Annotated in this window: 22 protein-coding genes; 11 read left to right on the top strand and 11 right to left on the bottom strand. The window is 37.2% G+C overall.

All coding sequences use genetic code 11. The annotated features are described in order from the left end of the window. Positions 1-135 precede the first annotated feature (135 nt). From AC6I0I_RS00405 to AC6I0I_RS00395, 3 genes are read left to right on the top strand one after another with little or no spacing between them, the layout of a single operon-like run. Entirely contained in the window at positions 136-1,032 is an 897-nt protein-coding gene (locus AC6I0I_RS00405) for a spore coat associated protein CotJA (RefSeq protein WP_262953754.1), read from the top strand. Next, positions 1,032-1,280: a spore coat protein CotJB gene (locus AC6I0I_RS00400; RefSeq protein WP_262953755.1), complete on the top strand. Its 249-nt coding sequence runs from the start codon at positions 1,032-1,034 to the stop codon at positions 1,278-1,280. The genes AC6I0I_RS00405 and AC6I0I_RS00400 overlap by 1 nt, the downstream gene beginning before the upstream one ends. Before the next feature lie 15 nt (positions 1,281-1,295). Further along, positions 1,296-1,886 carry a manganese catalase family protein gene (locus tag AC6I0I_RS00395; RefSeq protein ID WP_262953756.1) on the top strand — a complete coding sequence of 197 codons (591 nt, stop codon included), beginning with the start codon at positions 1,296-1,298 and terminating at the stop codon, positions 1,884-1,886. 70 nt (positions 1,887-1,956) lie between these two features. On the opposite strand, the gene AC6I0I_RS00390 is transcribed toward AC6I0I_RS00395, so the two are convergent. From AC6I0I_RS00390 to AC6I0I_RS00380, 3 genes are all read right to left on the bottom strand, one after another. Continuing rightward, the gene (locus tag AC6I0I_RS00390) at positions 1,957-2,364 is read right to left on the bottom strand and encodes a GNAT family N-acetyltransferase (RefSeq protein WP_262953757.1); all 408 of its coding nucleotides are present in this window, start codon (positions 2,362-2,364) and stop codon (positions 1,957-1,959) included. Positions 2,365-2,402: 38 nt separating this feature from the next. Continuing rightward, positions 2,403-4,061, bottom strand: a complete 1,659-nt coding sequence (locus tag AC6I0I_RS00385; RefSeq protein ID WP_262953758.1) for a SulP family inorganic anion transporter — start codon at positions 4,059-4,061, stop codon at positions 2,403-2,405. 74 nt (positions 4,062-4,135) lie between these two features. After that, positions 4,136-5,749 (bottom strand): DEAD/DEAH box helicase, encoded by a 1,614-nt coding sequence (locus tag AC6I0I_RS00380; protein WP_161832736.1) that lies wholly within the window; start codon positions 5,747-5,749, stop codon positions 4,136-4,138. 459 nt (positions 5,750-6,208) lie between these two features. On the opposite strand from AC6I0I_RS00380, the gene AC6I0I_RS00375 reads away from it, so the two are divergent. Then, a complete protein-coding gene (locus AC6I0I_RS00375) occupies positions 6,209-7,789 on the top strand; it encodes an ABC-F family ATP-binding cassette domain-containing protein (RefSeq protein WP_161832735.1) in 1,581 nt (526 codons plus the stop codon). 1,246 nt (positions 7,790-9,035) lie between these two features. Here the strand turns inward: AC6I0I_RS00375 and AC6I0I_RS00370 are convergent. From AC6I0I_RS00370 to AC6I0I_RS00360, 3 genes are all read right to left on the bottom strand, one after another. Beyond that, the gene (locus tag AC6I0I_RS00370; protein ID WP_161831535.1) at positions 9,036-9,515 is read right to left on the bottom strand and encodes a hypothetical protein; all 480 of its coding nucleotides are present in this window, start codon (positions 9,513-9,515) and stop codon (positions 9,036-9,038) included. 548 nt (positions 9,516-10,063) lie between these two features. Next, entirely contained in the window at positions 10,064-10,813 is a 750-nt protein-coding gene (locus tag AC6I0I_RS00365) for a LytR/AlgR family response regulator transcription factor (RefSeq protein WP_262953759.1), read from the bottom strand. Positions 10,814-10,817: 4 nt separating this feature from the next. Further along, positions 10,818-12,119 carry a GHKL domain-containing protein gene (locus AC6I0I_RS00360; protein ID WP_262953760.1) on the bottom strand — a complete coding sequence of 434 codons (1,302 nt, stop codon included), beginning with the start codon at positions 12,117-12,119 and terminating at the stop codon, positions 10,818-10,820. Between the two features lie 300 nt (positions 12,120-12,419). Here AC6I0I_RS00360 and AC6I0I_RS00355 point away from each other — a divergent pair, with 300 nt between their 5' ends. The 4 genes from AC6I0I_RS00355 to AC6I0I_RS00340 all read left to right on the top strand — a co-directional run bounded on the left by AC6I0I_RS00355 (position 12,420) and on the right by AC6I0I_RS00340 (position 14,956). Then, positions 12,420-12,854: a GNAT family N-acetyltransferase gene (locus tag AC6I0I_RS00355; RefSeq protein ID WP_262953761.1), complete on the top strand. Its 435-nt coding sequence runs from the start codon at positions 12,420-12,422 to the stop codon at positions 12,852-12,854. Positions 12,855-13,121: 267 nt separating this feature from the next. After that, the gene (locus AC6I0I_RS00350) at positions 13,122-13,814 is read left to right on the top strand and encodes a hypothetical protein (protein ID WP_161831531.1); all 693 of its coding nucleotides are present in this window, start codon (positions 13,122-13,124) and stop codon (positions 13,812-13,814) included. A 13-nt stretch (positions 13,815-13,827) separates the two neighbouring features. After that, positions 13,828-14,709: a stalk domain-containing protein gene (locus AC6I0I_RS00345; RefSeq protein WP_161831530.1), complete on the top strand. Its 882-nt coding sequence runs from the start codon at positions 13,828-13,830 to the stop codon at positions 14,707-14,709. A gap of 61 nt (positions 14,710-14,770) precedes the next feature. Then, positions 14,771-14,956, top strand: coding sequence for a hypothetical protein (locus tag AC6I0I_RS00340; RefSeq protein WP_161831529.1), 186 nt, complete (start codon positions 14,771-14,773; stop codon positions 14,954-14,956). Positions 14,957-14,987: 31 nt separating this feature from the next. On the opposite strand, the gene AC6I0I_RS00335 is transcribed toward AC6I0I_RS00340, so the two are convergent. Together AC6I0I_RS00335 and AC6I0I_RS00330 are read right to left on the bottom strand one after the other, a co-directional pair. Next, the gene (locus AC6I0I_RS00335) at positions 14,988-15,485 is read right to left on the bottom strand and encodes a GNAT family N-acetyltransferase (protein WP_161831528.1); all 498 of its coding nucleotides are present in this window, start codon (positions 15,483-15,485) and stop codon (positions 14,988-14,990) included. A gap of 183 nt (positions 15,486-15,668) precedes the next feature. Further along, the gene (locus tag AC6I0I_RS00330; protein ID WP_161831527.1) at positions 15,669-15,983 is read right to left on the bottom strand and encodes a YbjQ family protein; all 315 of its coding nucleotides are present in this window, start codon (positions 15,981-15,983) and stop codon (positions 15,669-15,671) included. Positions 15,984-16,459: 476 nt separating this feature from the next. On the opposite strand from AC6I0I_RS00330, the gene AC6I0I_RS00325 reads away from it, so the two are divergent. Further along, positions 16,460-16,639 (top strand): (2Fe-2S)-binding protein, encoded by a 180-nt coding sequence (locus tag AC6I0I_RS00325; protein ID WP_161831526.1) that lies wholly within the window; start codon positions 16,460-16,462, stop codon positions 16,637-16,639. Positions 16,640-16,715: 76 nt separating this feature from the next. Here the strand turns inward: AC6I0I_RS00325 and AC6I0I_RS00320 are convergent, their stop codons facing one another. Continuing rightward, positions 16,716-16,928, bottom strand: a complete 213-nt coding sequence (locus AC6I0I_RS00320; RefSeq protein WP_161831525.1) for a zinc ribbon domain-containing protein — start codon at positions 16,926-16,928, stop codon at positions 16,716-16,718. A gap of 192 nt (positions 16,929-17,120) precedes the next feature. Here AC6I0I_RS00320 and AC6I0I_RS00315 point away from each other — a divergent pair, with 192 nt between their 5' ends. Together AC6I0I_RS00315 and AC6I0I_RS00310 are read left to right on the top strand one after the other, a co-directional pair. Next, positions 17,121-17,849, top strand: coding sequence for a YebC/PmpR family DNA-binding transcriptional regulator (locus AC6I0I_RS00315; protein WP_161831524.1), 729 nt, complete (start codon positions 17,121-17,123; stop codon positions 17,847-17,849). 156 nt (positions 17,850-18,005) lie between these two features. Further along, a complete protein-coding gene (locus tag AC6I0I_RS00310) occupies positions 18,006-18,383 on the top strand; it encodes a hypothetical protein (protein WP_161831523.1) in 378 nt (125 codons plus the stop codon). A gap of 133 nt (positions 18,384-18,516) precedes the next feature. Here the strand turns inward: AC6I0I_RS00310 and AC6I0I_RS00305 are convergent, their stop codons facing one another. Both AC6I0I_RS00305 and AC6I0I_RS00300 read right to left on the bottom strand, forming a co-directional pair. Then, positions 18,517-19,119, bottom strand: a complete 603-nt coding sequence (locus AC6I0I_RS00305) for a VanZ family protein (RefSeq protein ID WP_161831522.1) — start codon at positions 19,117-19,119, stop codon at positions 18,517-18,519. A 20-nt stretch (positions 19,120-19,139) separates the two neighbouring features. Next, positions 19,140-19,736 carry a VanZ family protein gene (locus AC6I0I_RS00300; protein WP_161831521.1) on the bottom strand — a complete coding sequence of 199 codons (597 nt, stop codon included), beginning with the start codon at positions 19,734-19,736 and terminating at the stop codon, positions 19,140-19,142. Between the last annotated feature and the right edge of the window lie 87 nt (positions 19,737-19,823).

Below are 19,823 nucleotides of genomic sequence, written 5' to 3'. Positions count from 1 at the left end.
GGATCCCCCTTTTAGATGGGGAATGATATAGTCTGCACTCATATGAAAATATGAGACGTTCTTATGAGAACTGCACGAGCGTAGCGCCCTCGTGTGAACATCATCAAAACGAAATTGTTTTGATTAGGTGTAAATGTGATTTATAATCCTTATAATACAACGGTTCAAACTCCCGGTGTTGCCCAACCTGGTATGATTGGACAACCCACACCAGCATTAGGAGCTTATCCAACAACTCCGGTTCAAGCTGGTTTCCCTATGATGCAACAATCAGTAATGCCTGTGGATACTTATCAACAGGTGATGACTCAACAACCCGTTACTGCCACTACCTATCAGCAAGTAACGACTCAACAACCTGTGGCTTCTGCCCCTTACCAACCAGTAACGACTCAACAACCTGTCGTACCAACAACTTATCCACAAGTTGTTGCTCCTGCACCCGTTTGTAAAGCACAGCCCTATGTGGCTCCAGTCCAACAACCGGTGATGCCTGTAGATGTTCAACCTAAACCAGTTGCTCCAGTGGCACAACCTGTTCAAAAAACAGAACCACAAGTCGCTAGTACCCAAACAACAACAGCTAAACATAAAAAAACAACCTATGTTGAAGCTTACTTAGAACCTGTAGATGCAAAAGTTCCATTAATGCAACCAACCGTTTCAAAACAAGTTGTGGATAAAAAACAATATCCTGTCAGTGATGAATTAGTTTACGTTGATCAACAACCACTCAAAAGTTCAACCCAACAAGATTATAACTTATACTTAATGCAAAATGAGTACTACGCAAATAGTCAAATGGGTTACCAAGCAACTGTTGCTTCACAACCAAGAGCTGACCAAGTAGGAATGACTTGCGAAACTCTTCCGTTAGCAACAACTTATGTTAAATCTCAAACTTATCAAGGATACAACACGCCTGCACAAACGATGCAACAAGGAACAGGATTCAATGAACTTTATTCTCCTTATACCCCTAAAAAAGTTTCGGCACCAGCGGTTTTCATTTTTAAAGGAGGTCAACACTAATGACTAAAGATCAATTATTAACACAAATTTCAGCGATTAGTTTAATCGTGCACGACATTCACCTATTTCTTGATACACATCCCGGTGATGCTAAAGCATTAAAAGACCACAAAAAACTTTCAGAAGAACTTCAAAAGTTAGTCCGAGAATATGAAAAAAAATATGGGCCTCTTATGAACTTTGGTCACCAAACTGTTGACGCAGAAGGCAATTGGATTCAAGGAGCTTGGCCTTGGCAAAATAAATAAGGGGGAAAGAAAAACATGTGGATTTATGAAAAAAGACTACAAATGCCAGTCGATATTAAAAAACGCGACCCTAAAATGGCACAAAGTATTTTTAGCGCTCTTGGCGGAGCCGATGGAGAATTATCTGCTTCAATGGAATATCTTCAACAACGATATACCATGCCAACCGATCAATCTATCGCAACACTAACAGATATCGGAACGGAAGAACTTGCACACCTTGAAATGTTATCTGCTTTAATTTATCAATTAACCGATGGAGCTCCAATAGAAGAGTTAAAACAAGCGGGGTTTGATTCTACTTACTCACTTCACGGAAATGGAATCTTTTTAGCCGATCCAAATGGAGTTCCCTGGAATGCCGGTTATATCGCGGTGACTTCTGATCCAGTTGCTGACTTGACTGCTAACCTAGCGGCTGAACAAAAAGCGCGCGCTGGATATGAACATTTACTTGATATCGCAACAGACGAAGACGTTAAATCTGTGTTACGTTATCTTCGCGAACGAGAAATCGTCCATTTCCAACGCTTTGGTGAAACATTAATGGATGTTCAAGACCACTTCAGTACCAATCGTTATTTCTTCATGAAAGACGAAGATTAATAATAAAATAAGGGGCTATCTCCGAAGAGACAGCCCCTTTTTCTGATGCGATTTAAAATCACCCTATTAATTATAACGTTTTTCTCATCACGACGTACTCTTTTCCACCCTTTACAAATCGGTTTTCCGTCCTAATCAGCCCAAATTTAGCATAAAATGAACACTTCGTCACTCGGGCATTGCAAAAAATAGCTTTCGCTCCTCGCCCCTTGGCGTAATCCATCGTATATTGTAACAATTCACTCCCATAACCCCTATTTTGAAAGTGTGTCTGTGTACAAAACTTTCGAAACTGCGCCTCATCTCCATCGATAAATAACGAAATGACACTTACAAGACTATCCTCAACAAACAATCCTAAATGAATTCCTTGATCATCATTCGGTAATTGAATATATTCAATCGATTGATCCGGCCACATCACCTCGTGGCGCATCTTCCAAACCTCATCCAATGAAATTCGGCTAATTCTTTTCATGATATCCTCCTGCTGCCATCCCCTATTCTCATAACTTCTTACCGACACACCAGCTGTTTCGCACGTTCAACCGCCTGATCAAAATAACGACACACTTGCTCACGACCAATCTCCCTCACCAATCCAACACGCTTAACCACCTGATAAGGTTTATCGTTAATTTCACTCAAGATAAGGGTTGTGTTCGAACGACGACAAGTATCCTGTAACAACTCCAGTGCATGAACCGCTGTGGCATCAATCACCGGAACATTTCGAAGTCGAATGATTAAAACTTTAGACGGTCCTTGTAAAGATTGAATCGAATCTAAAAACTTATCCGCGGCTCCAAAGAAAAATGGACCATTCACTTCATAAATTAAAATTTCATCGGACAAGACCTCCTTTAACTCTTCATCTAAAAGTTGGCCTTCCTCCTCCTCATCGTGCAACTCAAATCCTTGAACATTCGTCACATCCGTCATCCGTTTCATAAATAAGAACGACGTTAAAACCATTCCCACACTAATCGCAAGCGTCAAATCAAATAATACCGTTAAGAAAAACGTCACAAGTAAAACTGACACATCACTTTTAGGTGCACTTAACAACCTTTTAAACATTCGCCACTCACTCATATTGTAAGAAACCATAATTAACACGGCCGCCAACGTTGCTAATGGAATCATTTTCACTAATGGCATTAAAAATAACAAGATAAATAATAACGTCACCGCATGAACTACCCCTGCAATTGGAGTGCGTCCACCATTTTTTATATTAGCCACCGTTCGAGCAATCGCCCCTGTTGCCGGCATCCCCCCGAACACTCCCGACGCAATATTCGCAACACCTTCAGCGACCAACTCCATATTCGAACGATGCTTACTTCCAATCATTCCATCTGATACAACCGCCGAAAGCAGCGACTCGAGTGAACATAAAAAAGCAATTGTAAACGCCGGGGAAATCAACATCTCAATCTTATTCCACGTCACCTCTGGGAACGAGGGCCTTGGAAAGGTGGATGAAAGATGAGTATACTGTGTTCCAATCGTTGGCACATCTAAATTCAAGAGTGCTACTAGTACCGTCGTCACAACAATCGAAACTAAAGAGGCTGGAATTTTTTTATTTATTCTTGGCCAGATCATTAAAATGATCAATGCAATCAAACCGATAATAAACGGCATCCAATGAATTTGATTGGCCGATGAGAAATAAAGTTTCCACTTATCAACAAATCCCGTCGGAACATTTTCAAGCGTCATCCCAAAAAAGTCCTTAATTTGTGAACTAAAAATCGTCAAGGCAATCCCACTCGTAAACCCGACAGTAATAGGATATGGAATATACTTAATCATACTCCCTAATCGTAACAATCCAAATAATATTAAAATAATTCCAGCTAATATCGTAGTAAGTAGCAATCCTTCTACACCATGACTAGCAACAACCCCATAAACAACTACCATAAATGTAGCGCTTGGTCCCCCGATTTGAACTCGACTTCCACCAAGTAATGAAATGAAAAAACCAGCAATAATCGCGGTATATAATCCTTGCTCAGGTGAAACACCTGATGAAATAGCTAAAGCAATCGATAACGGGAGTGCAATTACTGCAACAATCACTCCCGCTATGGCGTCTTTAACGAACTGCTCTTTTGTGTAAGTTTTCATAACTGATAATAATTTAGGCTTTAACCGCGTTGACACTCTTCATACTCCCTTTCATATGATTCTTAATCAAAAGAAAAAGCCTTCATAATTATATTATGAAGGCTTTTGAATTACTTCCCTTTTGGCATTGACGCTCCAGGTGCTGTTTTTTCAGCACGAACTGGTTTTCCATTAATTAATTTCGAATTTAATTTACGGATAATTGCGTTTGCATGTGCTTTATCAACATTGATGAATGAGAATTTTTTATAAACATCAATATCACCAATCGCACGTGCTGGAATATCTGATTTTTTCGTTAACATTCCAACGAAGTCTTTCGCTTTAACTTTTTGTTTAGAACCAACATTTACGAATAAACGAACTTCGTTTTTACGCATTCCTTTAGACTTCGTATTAGCTGATACCTCTTGAATTGGTGCATAATCTTTTGTTGATTGCCCAATGTTCATACGTAATAATCCAGCTGCTACTTGTTCTAAGCTATATCCTTTTTCTAAAATCGCTGCAATTAACTCGTTTTCTTTTGTGAAGTCTTGTCCCTCAAGGTTAGAAATAACATCTTCAATCACATGATTTGAACGTTTCTCTTGAATTTGTTCTACGGTTGGAATTGGCATCTTAGACATTTTTGTTTTTGTATATTCTTCAATACGACGAATACGGAACATATCTTTTCCGAATACAAATGTAATTGATAATCCCGTCATTCCTGCACGACCTGTACGTCCGATACGGTGTACATAATTTTCTTCATTTAATGGGATATCATAGTTAAAAACAGCTTCAACGTTGCTAACATCAATTCCGCGAGCCGCGATATCTGTTGCAACTAAGATATTAACATTTTTACGACGGAAACTATTCATAACACGGTCACGTTGTGCTTGTTTTAAATCTCCATGTAATCCTTCTGTTACATATCCTTCTTCTTGTAACTTAGAAACTAACTCATCAACTTCACGTTTTGTATTTGTGAAGACAATTGATGATGTTAATCCCATCATGTCGATGCAACGAATCATTGCATGAACACGATCTTGACGACGTACTTCTACGAAGTATTGGTCGATTTTTTTATTTGATAACTCTTCTGAAACTACTTTAACGATTTCAGGAGATTTTTGATAAGTTTTCGCAATGTTCATGATTTCACGAGCCATTGTTGCTGAGAACATAACTGTTTGACGAGATTCCGGTGTTTTTTCTAAAATCTCTTCGATATCATCTTTGAATCCCATGTTTAACATTTCATCGGCTTCATCTAAAACTAACATTTTTAAGTTATCTAACTTTAACGTTCCGCGGCGCATATGGTCCATGACACGACCTGGTGTTCCGACAACGATTTGTACCCCTTTCTTTAAGGCACGAATTTGAGGATCATATGATTGCCCTCCATAGATTGATAAAATGTGTACGTCACGCATATTACGTGCGAACTTTTTAGATTCTTCATGAACCTGAACCGCTAATTCACGTGTTGGACATAATACTAAGGCTTGCACGTGACGGCTTTTGTGGTCAATTTTCTCTAAAATTGGTAACATAAACGCAGCCGTTTTCCCTGTTCCGGTTTGGGCTTGTCCGATAATATCTTTTCCAGATAATACAACTGGGATAGCTTCTGCTTGAATTGGTGATGGATTTACATATCCGATTTCTTCAATTGCCTTTAAAATCGCAGGCGATAAAGCAAGATCATTAAATTTAATTTGAGTCATTCTTTGCTTCCTTTCTATCTAAAACACAAAAAAACGTAAATGAATCGATGATCACTTACGATAGTGCATGTTTTTACGAAGTGTCCACTTATTATACAATATTTTTTAAAAAGTTGCAAGATAGGTCTTTTGATGATATCGTTTCCCCTACGTAATTTCTGTGTTACGATTTAACCATTCTAATCTTCCTTATTATGGGCCACTTCCTCGATTCTCTTTCATATTTTTTTTATTTTCACAAAATATCTAAATCTCTCACAACAACTATATATTAAGGATAGCATTTTTTCTATTCCTCTTTTTTTATGTTCTTTATCAGAAGAAATGGTTCCTCTTAACAACTTGTCCAAACTTCTAACCTTTTCTCTATATTTTTTAACCTCGCACACGGCTTTTTCGACGACACTTGCAAAAGTATGATATAATGTTTCAAGATAAATTACACGGAGGTGTTGTTACATGCTTACAGTATCTAATGTCGGTTTACGATATGGTGATAAAAAATTATTCGAAGAAGTTAACTTGAAATTTACACCAGGAAATTGCTACGGAGTAATCGGGGCAAATGGGGCTGGAAAATCAACTTTTTTAAAAATTTTAGCTGGGGAAATCGAACCTAATACAGGTCACGTGAGCTACCCTAAAGATTTACGTATGTCAGTTTTAAAGCAGGACCACTATCAATACGATGAATTACCTGTTTTAGAGACTGTTATCCGTGGAAATGAACGTTTATTCCAAATCACTGAAGAGAAAAATGCGTTATACATGAAACCTGATTTTAATGAAGAAGATGGGATTCGTGCAGCAGAGCTTGAAGGTGAGTTTGCGGAATTAAATGGATGGGAAGCTGAATCAGATGCTGCGTCTTTATTACAAGGATTAGGAATTGGAGCAGAATTACACGATAAATTAATGAAAGATTTAACAGGGGCCGAAAAGGTTAAAGTTTTATTAGCACAAGCTTTATTTGGAAATCCTGATATTCTCGTTCTCGATGAGCCGACCAACCACTTAGACATCAAGTCAATTAACTGGTTAGAGGAATTTTTAATTAACTTTGAAGGAACAGTGATCGTTGTATCCCATGACCGCCACTTCTTAAACAAAGTCTGTACGCATATTTGTGACGTGGACTTCGGAAAAATTAAGTTATTCGTTGGAAACTATGACTTCTGGTATGAGTCAAGTCAGCTTTTAAACCGCATGGCAAAAGAAGCGAATAAGAAAAAAGAAGAACAAATTAAAGAATTACAGGATTTCATCGCTCGTTTCTCGGCTAACGCCTCAAAATCAAAACAAGCGACTTCTCGTAAAAAATTATTAGATAAAATCAAATTAGAAGACTTAGAACCATCAAGCCGTCGCTATCCATACGTTGGATTCAAGCCAGAACGTGAAGTAGGAAACGATATCTTAATGGTTGAAGGACTAACAAAAACAATTGATGGCGTTAAAGTTCTTGATAACGTTAGCTTCATGGTCCGCAAAGACGATAAAATCGCCTTTATCGGAGATGAAATTGCCGTGACTACTTTATTCAAAATCTTAAATGGAGAAATGGAAGCAGATAGTGGAACCTTCAAATTTGGAGTTACAATCAAAACTGCTTACTTCCCGAAAGACAACTCAGAGTTCTTTAATGAGTCAGAACTTTCATTAGTCGATTGGTTACGTCAATACTCTGACGATCAAACAGAAAGCTATGTTCGTGGATTCTTAGGACGTATGTTATTCTCAGGAGAAGAAGCTTTAAAACAGGCTTCAGTTTTATCTGGAGGAGAAAAGGTCCGTTGTATGTTATCACGCATGATGTTAGCAAACGCCAACTTATTAATGCTTGATCAACCAACCAACCACCTTGACCTTGAGTCAATCACCGCATTAAACAATGGATTAAAAGACTTCTCAAGTAACGTCTTATTCGCTTCACATGACCACCAATTCATCCAAACCATCGCTAACCGCATCATCGACATCAAAGAGGATGGATCAATCGTCGACAAACAAACAACATACGACGAATACCTAGCCCTTTAATATAATATAAAAAGTTGAAGGTCTCGCTTTGTTTACTCGCATAAGTCTAAGCGAGGGAACAAAATTCACTAAAAGAATTTTGTAACACTCGAAGACTTAGAAGAGAAACTGAGGCCTGAAACTAGATTATATAAAAAATTGAAAATCCCGCCTAGTTTGATTGGGGGTTCCCTGTCATTTACGAAGTAAATGTATCCTCCTTTAATAGGGTAGGGTCTCCTTTGCTAAGTGGGGTGTGAAACGATACCCTTAGCTTTCCTCAACTAATAGGACTTTAAAGTGGGGAAGTAATCTCGCAAAATATTTATAGTTAAATTTTAAATCGCACACAAAAAAGCACTGGCGTTGCCAATGCTTTTTCTTTTATAAACGAAGTTTTCCTAATCAAGCTTTCATAATCTGCCACAATCATTTTTACTGAATGTTTTTTGTTCTTAGCCGTCCAGTAAATCAGTTATCTCAAAATTTATTTTGAGCGTTGTTAGGACCTTTATATTTTTCATAAGAAAATCTTCTTCCGCTTTGATGGATACTCCAATTATAGTAGAGAGATAAAGTAACGATTCTATTTATTTTTGAAAACGGAGACTAACTTGAAAAAAAACTGAAAAATAGTTATAATATAACTATAAAGTACATAGTATAAAAAAAGAGCCATAGATTGTCCATGCGACTTTCTGCTCTCACTTAAATGTTTCATATGAAAAGTAAAAGCTATTCTAGTCCGGCAAGACAATTAGGTGCTTTTACTTTTTTTTATTATCACGAACATTTTTAACTAATTGAAAAATTCCATTAGCTACATTAACTACTAATCATACAAATGTTAATAAAGCGTTCATGAGATCACCCCGCTTTTGAGAGCGAGATTAAAAGTCGCACCATATCTATGACTCCCTTTATTATTATACATGAAAAAAAGAAAATTGTAAAAAATCCTCGATAATATGTTGACGTTTAATTATTCAATCCTCTATATCCAAAAAAAAAAATCTTTCCCCTATTCAACTGAACCATTCATTTAGTCAAAAAAATCCCTTTTTTAAAAGGGATTTTTTAATTTAATTTCTCCAACAATAATAAAACTCCTATTTTCAAGACTCGGCAAATGACGATTAGCAATACGGTTGCTAACAAAATCACGCAGATACTGCTTAATAGATTATAACAATATGCAATAAAATTCATATAAAAATTCTCCGTTTTTTTGAAAAAACTCATCCTCAGCCATCAAAATAATAACTATTTACCACTGTAAGTGGAATTTATATTTCCCTGAGACTGACGGATTAGCTCTTACATGGTGTGATTTTCCCCATCCTCCACCACTTTTCGCACTCCAAGATGAACCTTTACCGTATTGTGTTCCCTTAGAACTAGCAATCGTTTTACCGTCGCTACCCACAATTTCAAAAGACGCCTTTGCTCCACCCTCTGGAACTTCCTTTACCGTAATGACAATACAATCGCTATCCCATTTATTAATAGAATAGATTTTATCAAATCTATCTTGCGTCAAAGAAACTAAACTTGTCGTCGTGCTTGTTCGAGTAATCCCTTCTTCATCAGTATATTCATATACCACCTGACCATTATCATCAAGCGTCATCTCTACCTCCACACTATGCTCGGTACCGGCTTGATCATCGGCAAATATGCTTGTCCCAAAAGAGCTACACGCTAAAATAGCCGTCCCCCCTGCAACTAACAATTTCTTTTTAATCATACACATCCTCCTCCCACTTTAAGTCTAATCATATCATAAATGGAAATATTTACATAGAAAATGGTTTTATATTGCATACAACTTTCTTATTCAACAGACTAAAGTCTCCAATAAAAATACGCTATTTAAAATTAAGAAGTAGGGGTTATAACATAAGCATAGGAATGCTAATCATTAAAAAGGTGATTAGAAAGATTATTTTATAGCTAATTTCTCTATGCGTATTGGTTTTTTTCTTTTTGAAATAAATGAGCACATAAGATAAAGAAGATATGATTAACGCTATAGCTAAAAAAGTTTTCATATAAAATCTCCTTTCTTTTATATAGGCTCTACATCAAAAACAAGAGCCTAAGTAACACCTACCTAAACGCCTTTCCCTTTGTTAGTTGCTGCTACTCGAACTGCTAGTAAAGTTCAATCCCCATACATTCCCTCAATCTGTTGCCTCCTCATCATAACAAATCAGTTCGCAAACAAGAATAGCGATTCCCTATTCGGTCATTGAAAATGCCTGAACGGTTCATTTATACAAAAAAATCCCTTTTTTAAAGGGATTTTTCTGCCGCATTGAGTAGTAATCGTTCCAATTCTTTGACGAGCCGTCGTGAGACGAAGCATGATTCTCCATTCTCAAAATAGACCTTTTTTTCTTTTTTATCAATTCTCACCACATTTTGAAGGTTAACGACATAAGATTTATGGCATTGAAACAACCGTTCATGAAGAGGTTCCACCTCACGTAACTTCCCATAAAATTGCGTACTCGCCTTTTTAGTCACTAAATGTAGTTTATGGGACCCGGTCAACGTCTCAATATATAAAACATCCGCTAAGGGAACACTCAAAGTCGTAAATTTATTATTGATCACAAGTTCCTCTTTTTCACCCTGTCTTCCCTCGTATTCCTTCGCCAGCCTTAAACAGGCCTCCACTTGCTGAGAAAAGGCTTCATTTGGTTGATCTTTTTCAATAAAATCAAGTGCCGACACTTTGTAAGCATACGTTTTGGGTGCCAACTCAGAATGGGTCGTCACAAAAATAACCATTCCATGAGGATCTTTTTTCCGAATTTCCTGTGCAACCTCTAATCCCATTCGTACCTCATGATTTATTTCAAGGTCGAGAAAATACACGTGATGGCTATCAATAACATCTAACTTGCTTAACAGCACCTCTGGGTCATGAGTTGCAATTAGTTGTTCACAAAAGATTTGGAGTGTGTCTTGTAACTTGGTGATTATGGTTTCCAAGCGTTCCCTTTGAACGGGGTCATCCTCTAAAATAAATAGTTTCATCTTCTCATCCCTGCCTTTTTAAAATTAAAACTTGTCTAAAAACACCTGCATCATAAAACGTTTGAAGGGTTATATAATGATCCGCCTCCATCAGTTGTTGAACCGTCGCCAACCCGATTCCGCGATTCTCTCCTTTCGAGGAATACCCCGGTTGATAAATCTTTGTTAAAGAAATCTCTTCCTCTTTGCATGAGTTTTCAATTTCAATTTGTTGAATCCCTTCCCCTTGCAAAAATGAAATGGATAGATAGGGGATTGTTGCCTCTTTTGCTCCCTCAATCGCGTTATCCAATAGAATAGCCAACACCCGATAAACAGGAAAGACATCGACATAGAGGGTATCAATTAGCTCTTCTAGCTCCAACCTCACGTCTATTTGCTCTGTTTGTGCCCGAACCATTTTCTCAAAAAGTAAACTTTTAATTTCGAGAACGCCCATCTGATAGAGCTTTCCAAAAATATAATCACGACCCTTCACCAGTTTTTCAGTGGGTTGAATGACTCGGTCATAAATCCCTTTAATCCCATCTAAATCCTCTTGGCGAATGCTCTCACCTAGGCTCACCAAAATATTTAGATAATCATGTCGAAAATGATGGAGTTCTTGATATAGTTGCTCAAGTTTATAAGCGTAGTCATAGATTTGCTGATTCGCCATCCGCTCCTGTTCTAGCTTGGCGTGTTTAATAACGACCAATAATAAGTTTCCAGCACTCCAAATTAGTAGTCCTCCATATGCAATAAATAAAAGGCTCGTTAATTGAATGTGCTGCGAACTAAAACCTTGCTTCTCCCCCGCGTAAATATTCGCATACAATAAAAGGATTAATAAACTGACTTGCACTAAGACTAAGCGTCGATAACGTTTTTCTAGTGCTGGAAAGCGATTCATTTTTTTAAATAAACTTTTTAAAAAATAACAACAACTTAAGGTGAATCCCCCCATCATTAATGTTTCAAGAACAACTGACTGCTCCCACGTTAAATATAAAGACGAGGATTGTCCTGAAATTCCAAGGATCAATTGCGATAAATAATCCCCGATGATCATCGTAATCAATGGTACCCCCGACGCAATCACGCTTAAAAAAAATTTCTTTGTTTTAAATAGTCGGTAAACCAAGAGATAAAGCACGACGAAAAATATCGCAAAAAATTTAATCGTTGGATAAAGCCCTTGACCTATTAGATTGATGATGAGCAACTGAACCCAAAATTCACGTCGCCCCATTTTTTCATTCAATAGCCATTGGCCCCCTAAAAACAATACAACTAATTGAAAAAAAGGTATAAAAAAAGAAACCATCAAATCATCCTCCCCGACTTAATGATTCCATTATATCAAATTATCGTTTTTTGTAAAATTATTAACTATTTTCCTTAATTTCGTCTGTTTATCCTTTTTATCAATCATTTTAATGAGGTAGATTATTTCTTTTATTAAATTCCCTATATAATAAGGATAGCATTTTTTATATTAAATGAACCCATGGCAGATTGCGTCAAATGTTTAAAGTTTATCACTACTTTTGCGATGCTGTATAAACAGCCACTTACGTGATTATAATGAATATACAACGCTAATCGTTTTATAGGGGGAATCAAAATGATTACATTACGACCGATTTCAAAAGATAATCTTTGGGAATGTCTCGATTTAAGCGTACATCCCAATCAACAACAATACGTCGCTTCCAATGCGATTTCCATCTCACAATCTAAGGTCCAACCAGAATGTATCCCGCTTGCCATTTACCATAACGAAGTAATGGTCGGATTTTTAATGTATTGCCTAGACTCGGAGGATGATGAATACTGGATTTATCGCTTAATGATCGATCACCACTTTCAAAATCAAGGGTTTGGAACAGAGGCCCTTCACCAAGTCATCGAACTCATTAAGGGAGATAAAACACGCCACCAAATTTTTCTTGGTGTAAATCCAGAAAGTGCACCCGCTATTCATTTATATGAAGAAGCCGGTTTTGAATTTAACGGTCAAATCTTTGGACAAGAGCACGTCATGGTTCTGACTTATTAGCCCTTATTTCGGCAGAACATGAAGACGTTAGACTGAAATCATGCAAATGAGTAATAATTTTTTCACCCTTTTTAAATTATTTAAAAAAAATAGCTCGAAGAAGTCATATCTTTTATGACTTCTTTTTTAGTTATATTGTAATTTCCCTCTATTTCCTCTAAAATAAAAAGTATACAAAAAGTGGTAGGGGAGTCTACAAAATTACATGATTTTGAGACAAAACAACAACAAACTTATGATTGATATTGAGGAATTTGGAGGAGTCTTATGAAGCGCAATATTTCAAAAAAACCGGTCATTGTACTTGGAACATTACTAACCCTTTTAGTCACCGTCACGGTTGTCTACGGTGTCTCTCATCTAGAACCAAAGGATGTAGAACTTAATCAACTAATTGAATCTCCTTACGAAATCTTAGACGTTCGTCGACACAAAAAGGAGAAAAAATATGAAGTCGATATTAAAGCCGACCTCAACTATGCTGATAACATTTTATTAGCGAATAAATTACTTTCTGAGCTACAAAAAAATGATTCAAAAAATGTGACGCAAGTGCACATGAATGTCTATGAAAACAAGACAGACCAACAAACCGTTGATTTTACAGATCCCAATTATCGTTATACCATCGAGACAAATGGATCATATACTTATCAATACGAACCCATTTATACAGAAAATTTCAGTGAAAACTTATTATTTACAGCCGAATGGAAGATTGAAGACTCAAAATTAACCAAAAAGAACCTTTCATTTAATACCATCGTCCCTGATCATTTATCAACAGACGAAATCAATTCCCTGCTAAATGAACTATCGGACGAAATGATTCGCTACAATTTTGAAAATAGGGAAGGGGCAACAACAACCATCCAAGCTAAAGTTAACACCTCAGATACTTATTATCATCTATCAGAAAATAAAAATTATCTTATCCATAAAACACGTTTAATTGGTTAGGGGGACCAGTATCATGAAACATTCATTTCTTTTTTTACTATCATTTTTTCCTTCCTTTTTAATGGGGGGACAAGATCCAATTACATTAACAACCATAACACCTGATATTCATGAGAACCTTGCTTCTATCGATGACGTTATGTCTTCCTTCGAGGGTTCAGTGGCCTTTGATGAAGAAACAGGTACCTATACTTACACAATCAATGATCAAGAAATCATTTTAAATCTTAACTGCGGATATAGTCTCATCAACGGTGAAAAGGAAGCCCTATTCCTTGAACGAAACGATGAAACGGCGTTAATGACGATCAAATGGGTAACCCCAAAATTGATTGACGATGAAGTGTTCGTTCCCGTTCAATACATTGAGCGCATCTTTAATGCTACATACTCAGAAGAGGGCTTTACATTAAACGGCGATGCTTCGAACACGATGACCGTCTTTGAAGATAAGGAAGACTCGGGGGATTCTGCTATTGGAAAACGATTAACGGTTGAAGAGACAGAAGGTGAAAAAGAGGTAAGTCAAACGACGAATAAAAAGCCGTCCACATCAAAACCAACTCCATCTATCACCCAAAAGCCAGAAGTATCGAAGCCGACTCAAAAACCATCAACGTCTAAACCAAATCAGAATACGACGCAAAAGCCATCCACTTCTACGCCGGTGAAGCCACAAGAACCAACGGATTCACCTCAACCGCCGGTGGGGGATAAGCCAGAAGAGATTGTCCCACCGACACCAGAACCGGAACCGACTCCAAAACCTGAACCACCAGTAGAGGATCAACCCTCTGATGTCACACCACCGACACCGGAAGGACCCTCTCCACTTCCACCAAGTGATTCTGAAACTGGGGATAACTCAAATTCACCTGAATCCGAAACATTTTAACTGAGTCACTGGGATTGTCAATCAATCCCAGTTATTTTATTAATCTGAAAGGGGAGTACTTATGAATAAATCGGCACTTCATTATACGTTAAAATCCAGTTCGTTCTTTATCATCGCCTCAATCGTTATGTGCCTTATCATTAACGAACGCGTCAATCCATCCTTAATCCTCATGTGGATAAGCTATTTTATGATTTGCTATCTCATGATGCATCTTAAACAACACCAAAAGAATCAATCCAAATAGATTGATTCTTTTTTTATCTCTTCCGCTCATTCTACCCCAATGTCTTTTCCCGTAAGTTCCCTCTATACAAACCCTCTTCGCATTGACCACACCATAAAAAGCCTTGCTCTTCATAATATTGATTCAGCCTCTCGTTATCCATTGCACAATCTAACCTTAAACAGTGCTTCTTATGTTTCCGTGCCACCCCTTCTATCTCCTTTAACAAAATGTGTCCAACCCCTTTTTCACGGTAATCCGTCACCAAATGATGCAGATAATAAGCAGACACTTCCTTCGTATCACACCATCGCTCGTCTTGATCAAAGCAAGCAACAGCCCCTATGACTCGATGTGTTTGATTTGATTTTAAAACATATAGGCGACCTTGTCTCATCAATCGTTCATAATAAGTTTTAGGATACACCTCACAATAATTCGTTTCATTCCATTGCTTAATTCCTACTCGATTCATCCACTCGATCCTTTGTTCAATCAGTTGAAAAACAATCTCAAGATCAGATTTACTGGCAACCATCAGTTGATACATCGTAAAAACTCTCCTTTAGCAAAAAATGAAAACCCAAAATGCTCGGTTTTCATTTTTTTATTTTTTAATCGTGATGCCGTCTTGTGATTTTTGCTATGAGTAAGCCAGCTACATCCAATATACCGCTTAAATAAACGATTAACACTGTACAAATAACCATGTTTACCCATATTGCTTTCATTTTTATCTCACCACCACCGCTGTGCCGTATGCCACCATTTCCGCTGCCCCCGCCATCACAGCAGATGACATCAATCGAACACCAACAACCGCATTAGCACCTAACCGTGTTGCATCATCTGCCATGCGACCTAATGCAATTTGACGAGCCTCAATCAGCATTTCATTATAGCCATTTAACTCTCCACCAACAATCGTTTTTAAGGAAGCCCCAATATCCTTTCCAATATGTTTTGACCGAACCGTGCTTCCTTTCACAAGCCCTTTCACCTCTACAATTTCTTTCCCCACAATCGAATCTGTTGTCACCATTAACATGAAACTTCCTCCCTCCGTAACCTACTACATCATATGACAAATCCAATAAATATATGTCAATCTATTGCTTCTATTCATCGGTTATTCCTCTCCAATCGTTAAATCTATCTTCATGAATAAGAAAATTCGCTTCCCATTATCCAAACCAAAAAGAAAACTCATTTTAGTTTTGCTCCTTTCTAATATTTCAGACCTCTTCCATGGAAAGTCCGGTTTTTAACGCAATCGTAGGTTATCTAAAACATCCGCTAAATTTTTTGCAATTTCAATCTTTTCATGCTTAACCCCTTTTTCTGAAACAATATCTTCCCTCAATTCCCATCCTTGCCTCAATATACGTCACAAAATGAGCATGAAAGAAGCTTCCCCTTTTTTTAAAGAGCACTATCTCCTCATAAAAATCTTGCATCTCTCTTGTTTGAACCTCATTTTTCATATAAAATGGGACTATATCTAATAAAAGGGGAGGCATTCACATGGATTTAAATAAAAAAATCTGCTACTGCTTCAACGTAACAGTAGGGGACATCAAAAAAGAAGTTGAAACAGGATCAACAACACTTGCTGAAATTCAAACAGAAACAAAAGCTGGAACAGCTTGCAAAGGTTGTGTGAAACGAATTCAAGAAACAATCGATGCTTTATTAGCTGAATAATCTACTCCTATAACCAAAAAGAACCGAGCAATCCTGCCCGGTTCTTTTTATATCCATTCAAAGAATTCTTTCCTTCTTAACCACCAATTAAAAAGTCAAAAATATTTTCCAAATCACTCGTTGATCCTTTATAGATCTCTGTATATTTACACTTGGTGCACGTAATCGTTGTAAACTTCTTATTTTGGACATCAAACAACTTCGAAAATCCGGTTCCTGTCGCGCAAAATTCATCTACTTCATAGTGATGATTTCCACACTTCATACAGGTATAATTTTTAATCTCCATCTAATCATCTCCTGTGACCTAGTTTTCTGTTCAAACTTAGGTTACCAAATTAACCCACTTGTGTCAAATACTCTTTCTTTTTTTCACCCCTAGACGACCATAATAAGGATAAAACTTGAAAAGATAGGAGAAAGGGGGGTATAATAAAGAGAGGTAGATAACAATAAAATTAAATATTAGGAGTGATACCCCATGGGTCGTAAGTGGAATAATATTAAATACGGTAAAGCGGCTAAAGATGCTGCCCGTTCAAAAGTTTTAGCGCGTTTCGGAAAAGAAATTTATATGGCTGCCAAAAATGGTGATCCAGATCCAAGTTTAAATCGTAACTTAGCTTCTGTTATTGACCGTGCAAAGGTTGCTGGGGTTAACCGCGAAATCATTGACCGTGCAATCAACAAAGCAAAAGGTGGATCAGACGAAAACTACGATTTCATCCGTTATGAAGGATACGGTCCGAACGGGGCTGCAGTTATTGTTGATACATTAACAGATAACGTAAACCGTACAGTTGCAGAAGTTCGTTCCGCATTTAATAAAAATGGTGGAAAAATCGGGGTTAGTGGTGCCGTGGCTTTCATGTTTGAAGCAACAGCTTTATTCGGATTCAACGGAAACTCTGCCGATGAAATCTTAGAAGGATTAATGGAAGCAGATGTAGACGTTCGCGATGTTGAAGAAGAAGATGGAGAAATCACTGTATACGCGGACCAAGACCAATTCCATGCCGTTCAAACAGCATTAAATGCAATGGGAATTAACGAATTTGAAGTGGCAGAATTAACAATGCTTCCAACGTCAACTGTTTCATTAGAGGGAGATGCCCTTACTAAATTCTTAAAATTAATTGACGTATTAGAAGACTTAGATGACGTTCAACAAGTCCACCATAACGTTGACTTACCAGAAGAGGAAGAATAAGACTAGGCTTCCACTTCTCACAATTACGTGATCAAAAGCGAACACCTCCTCTTTTGTTGGAGGTGTTTTATTTTAAGAAATTATTTTACATATTAAGCAAAAATTGGTCGATACTAACACTAGTTCTTCTGTTTTTCACGAAAGGATGTTGAACCTATGGAAATTAAAACAAAACACAAAAAATTTAAAACCTTTTCCGATCTATATCAATTTATGTGCGAGAGCCACCTCGATGAAATTAACGTTACCATTAAATACCCTGATAAAAGCAAAAACAACGGAACAATGCCAATCGAAATGGTTCTTTCCCTCAAATGCATTGAAGAAGTTAAAACGATTGATCAAGACTTAAAAGCACTTGCTTCGTCACACCAAATTGATATCGAAATCGCTCGTGAAATCGCGGAAACCTATCACGAACTAAACCACTTCGATGACGAGGATGGCACGCTTTCAGCCCAACTCGAAGAAATCGATGCCACATCGGAAATCAAAGAAGAGATTCAACAATTAGTGGCGAGCCGTCTTCAATAATAAAAAAACAAAATTCTTTGTATAATTTTTTTACCTTTATCAAATACTATTTATTGAGTCTAGGTGGGACTCTTCTCAAACTAGTTTCACTATCAAGAAAAAACGTCTATCCCTTCCCGGAATAGACGTTTTTTTATGCGATGAGACGCCAATTAAAGAGTAAAAACTCCCCTAAAATAGATAATACAACATATACTATGGGCTCATATTTAGCAAGTAAAATTGATTTTTCCCCAACCTGTGGAAAAATCTTTTTCAATCCTACAAACATTAAATACCCAAATAATGCACCCAATGTATTCATTAATAAATCATCAATATCTGTTGTCCGATAATTAAACAACTGAAAAAACTCAATTAAACCTGAAAACAATAACCCTATCCCCATCACCTTGATGCCATTTCTATACGAACGCCAAATCAGTGGGACTAAAAAACCAAGTGGCATAAACATAATAATATTAAGCACCGTGGTTAGCCCGATTCCCTCTGAGAATGGAAGAAGGTGAATCTCATCCCCGCGAATGATGGTCTTAAATGATCCAATATCCCAAACACTTCCGATTCCCGCTACGTCTATCGCCAAGTAAAGATAAAGAACACATACATTAACCCAAAACAAATGATAACCTAAATGGGCTGTTCGCCCCTCTTTTTTTAATAGCCATCCTTGATAAATCAAGCAAGGAATAAACACGCATAAAAAGCCGTAAAATCTTTCAATCAAAATCCCCATCAATCATCCTTCTTTCTTCTTCACTCATTTTCTTCCAACTCAGTGTCCTCGCCTGTTTCAGGAATTGCACACTTTTCTTGACTATTCAACTTCCTAAATAACCACTTATCGGTCATCAAATAAACGCCAAAACCAAGCATGCCGCCTAATGTATTTAAAATTAAATCATCAATATCCGCTGAACGTCCAATAAAATATTGAATAAATTCAATCGAAAAAGAAAAAGTAGCCACCCCCATCAATGTTTTGTACGGGGATTTACATGATTTAAATACGAAGGGAAGTAAAAATCCTAACGGTACAAACATAAGGATATTTCCAATCACCTGAGAAATCATCGCTAAAAATCCCATGGCCCACGTTTCCCTCACCCAACTAAATGGAACTAAATTCAGAAAATGATAGGGGGGATTGAACGCGTATCTTCCTCCAAGAAGGAGATCAAACAATCCCGTAGCTACTAAAATAACAAAAATAATTCCCACAAAACAAACCCAGCTCATCTGTTTTAAAAGCGGAATATTTTTCTTTCTTAATAAAAAGAAAATTGGAATATAAAAAAGAAAAACAACAAGCATTAACAATGATCCAGTCACTACGTAATCAATGACTTTCATCACTCCCACTTCCTCTCATTAAATGACTCATACAGTTAGTATACCCTATAGATATTAAGAAAAGGGTCACTAATTTATGAAGATTTT

Source organism: Turicibacter sp. St.80E1, from assembly GCF_059728495.1.
The sequence above is the reverse complement of the archived record's forward strand: the minus strand, read 5'-3'. Positions and strand labels throughout refer to the sequence as shown.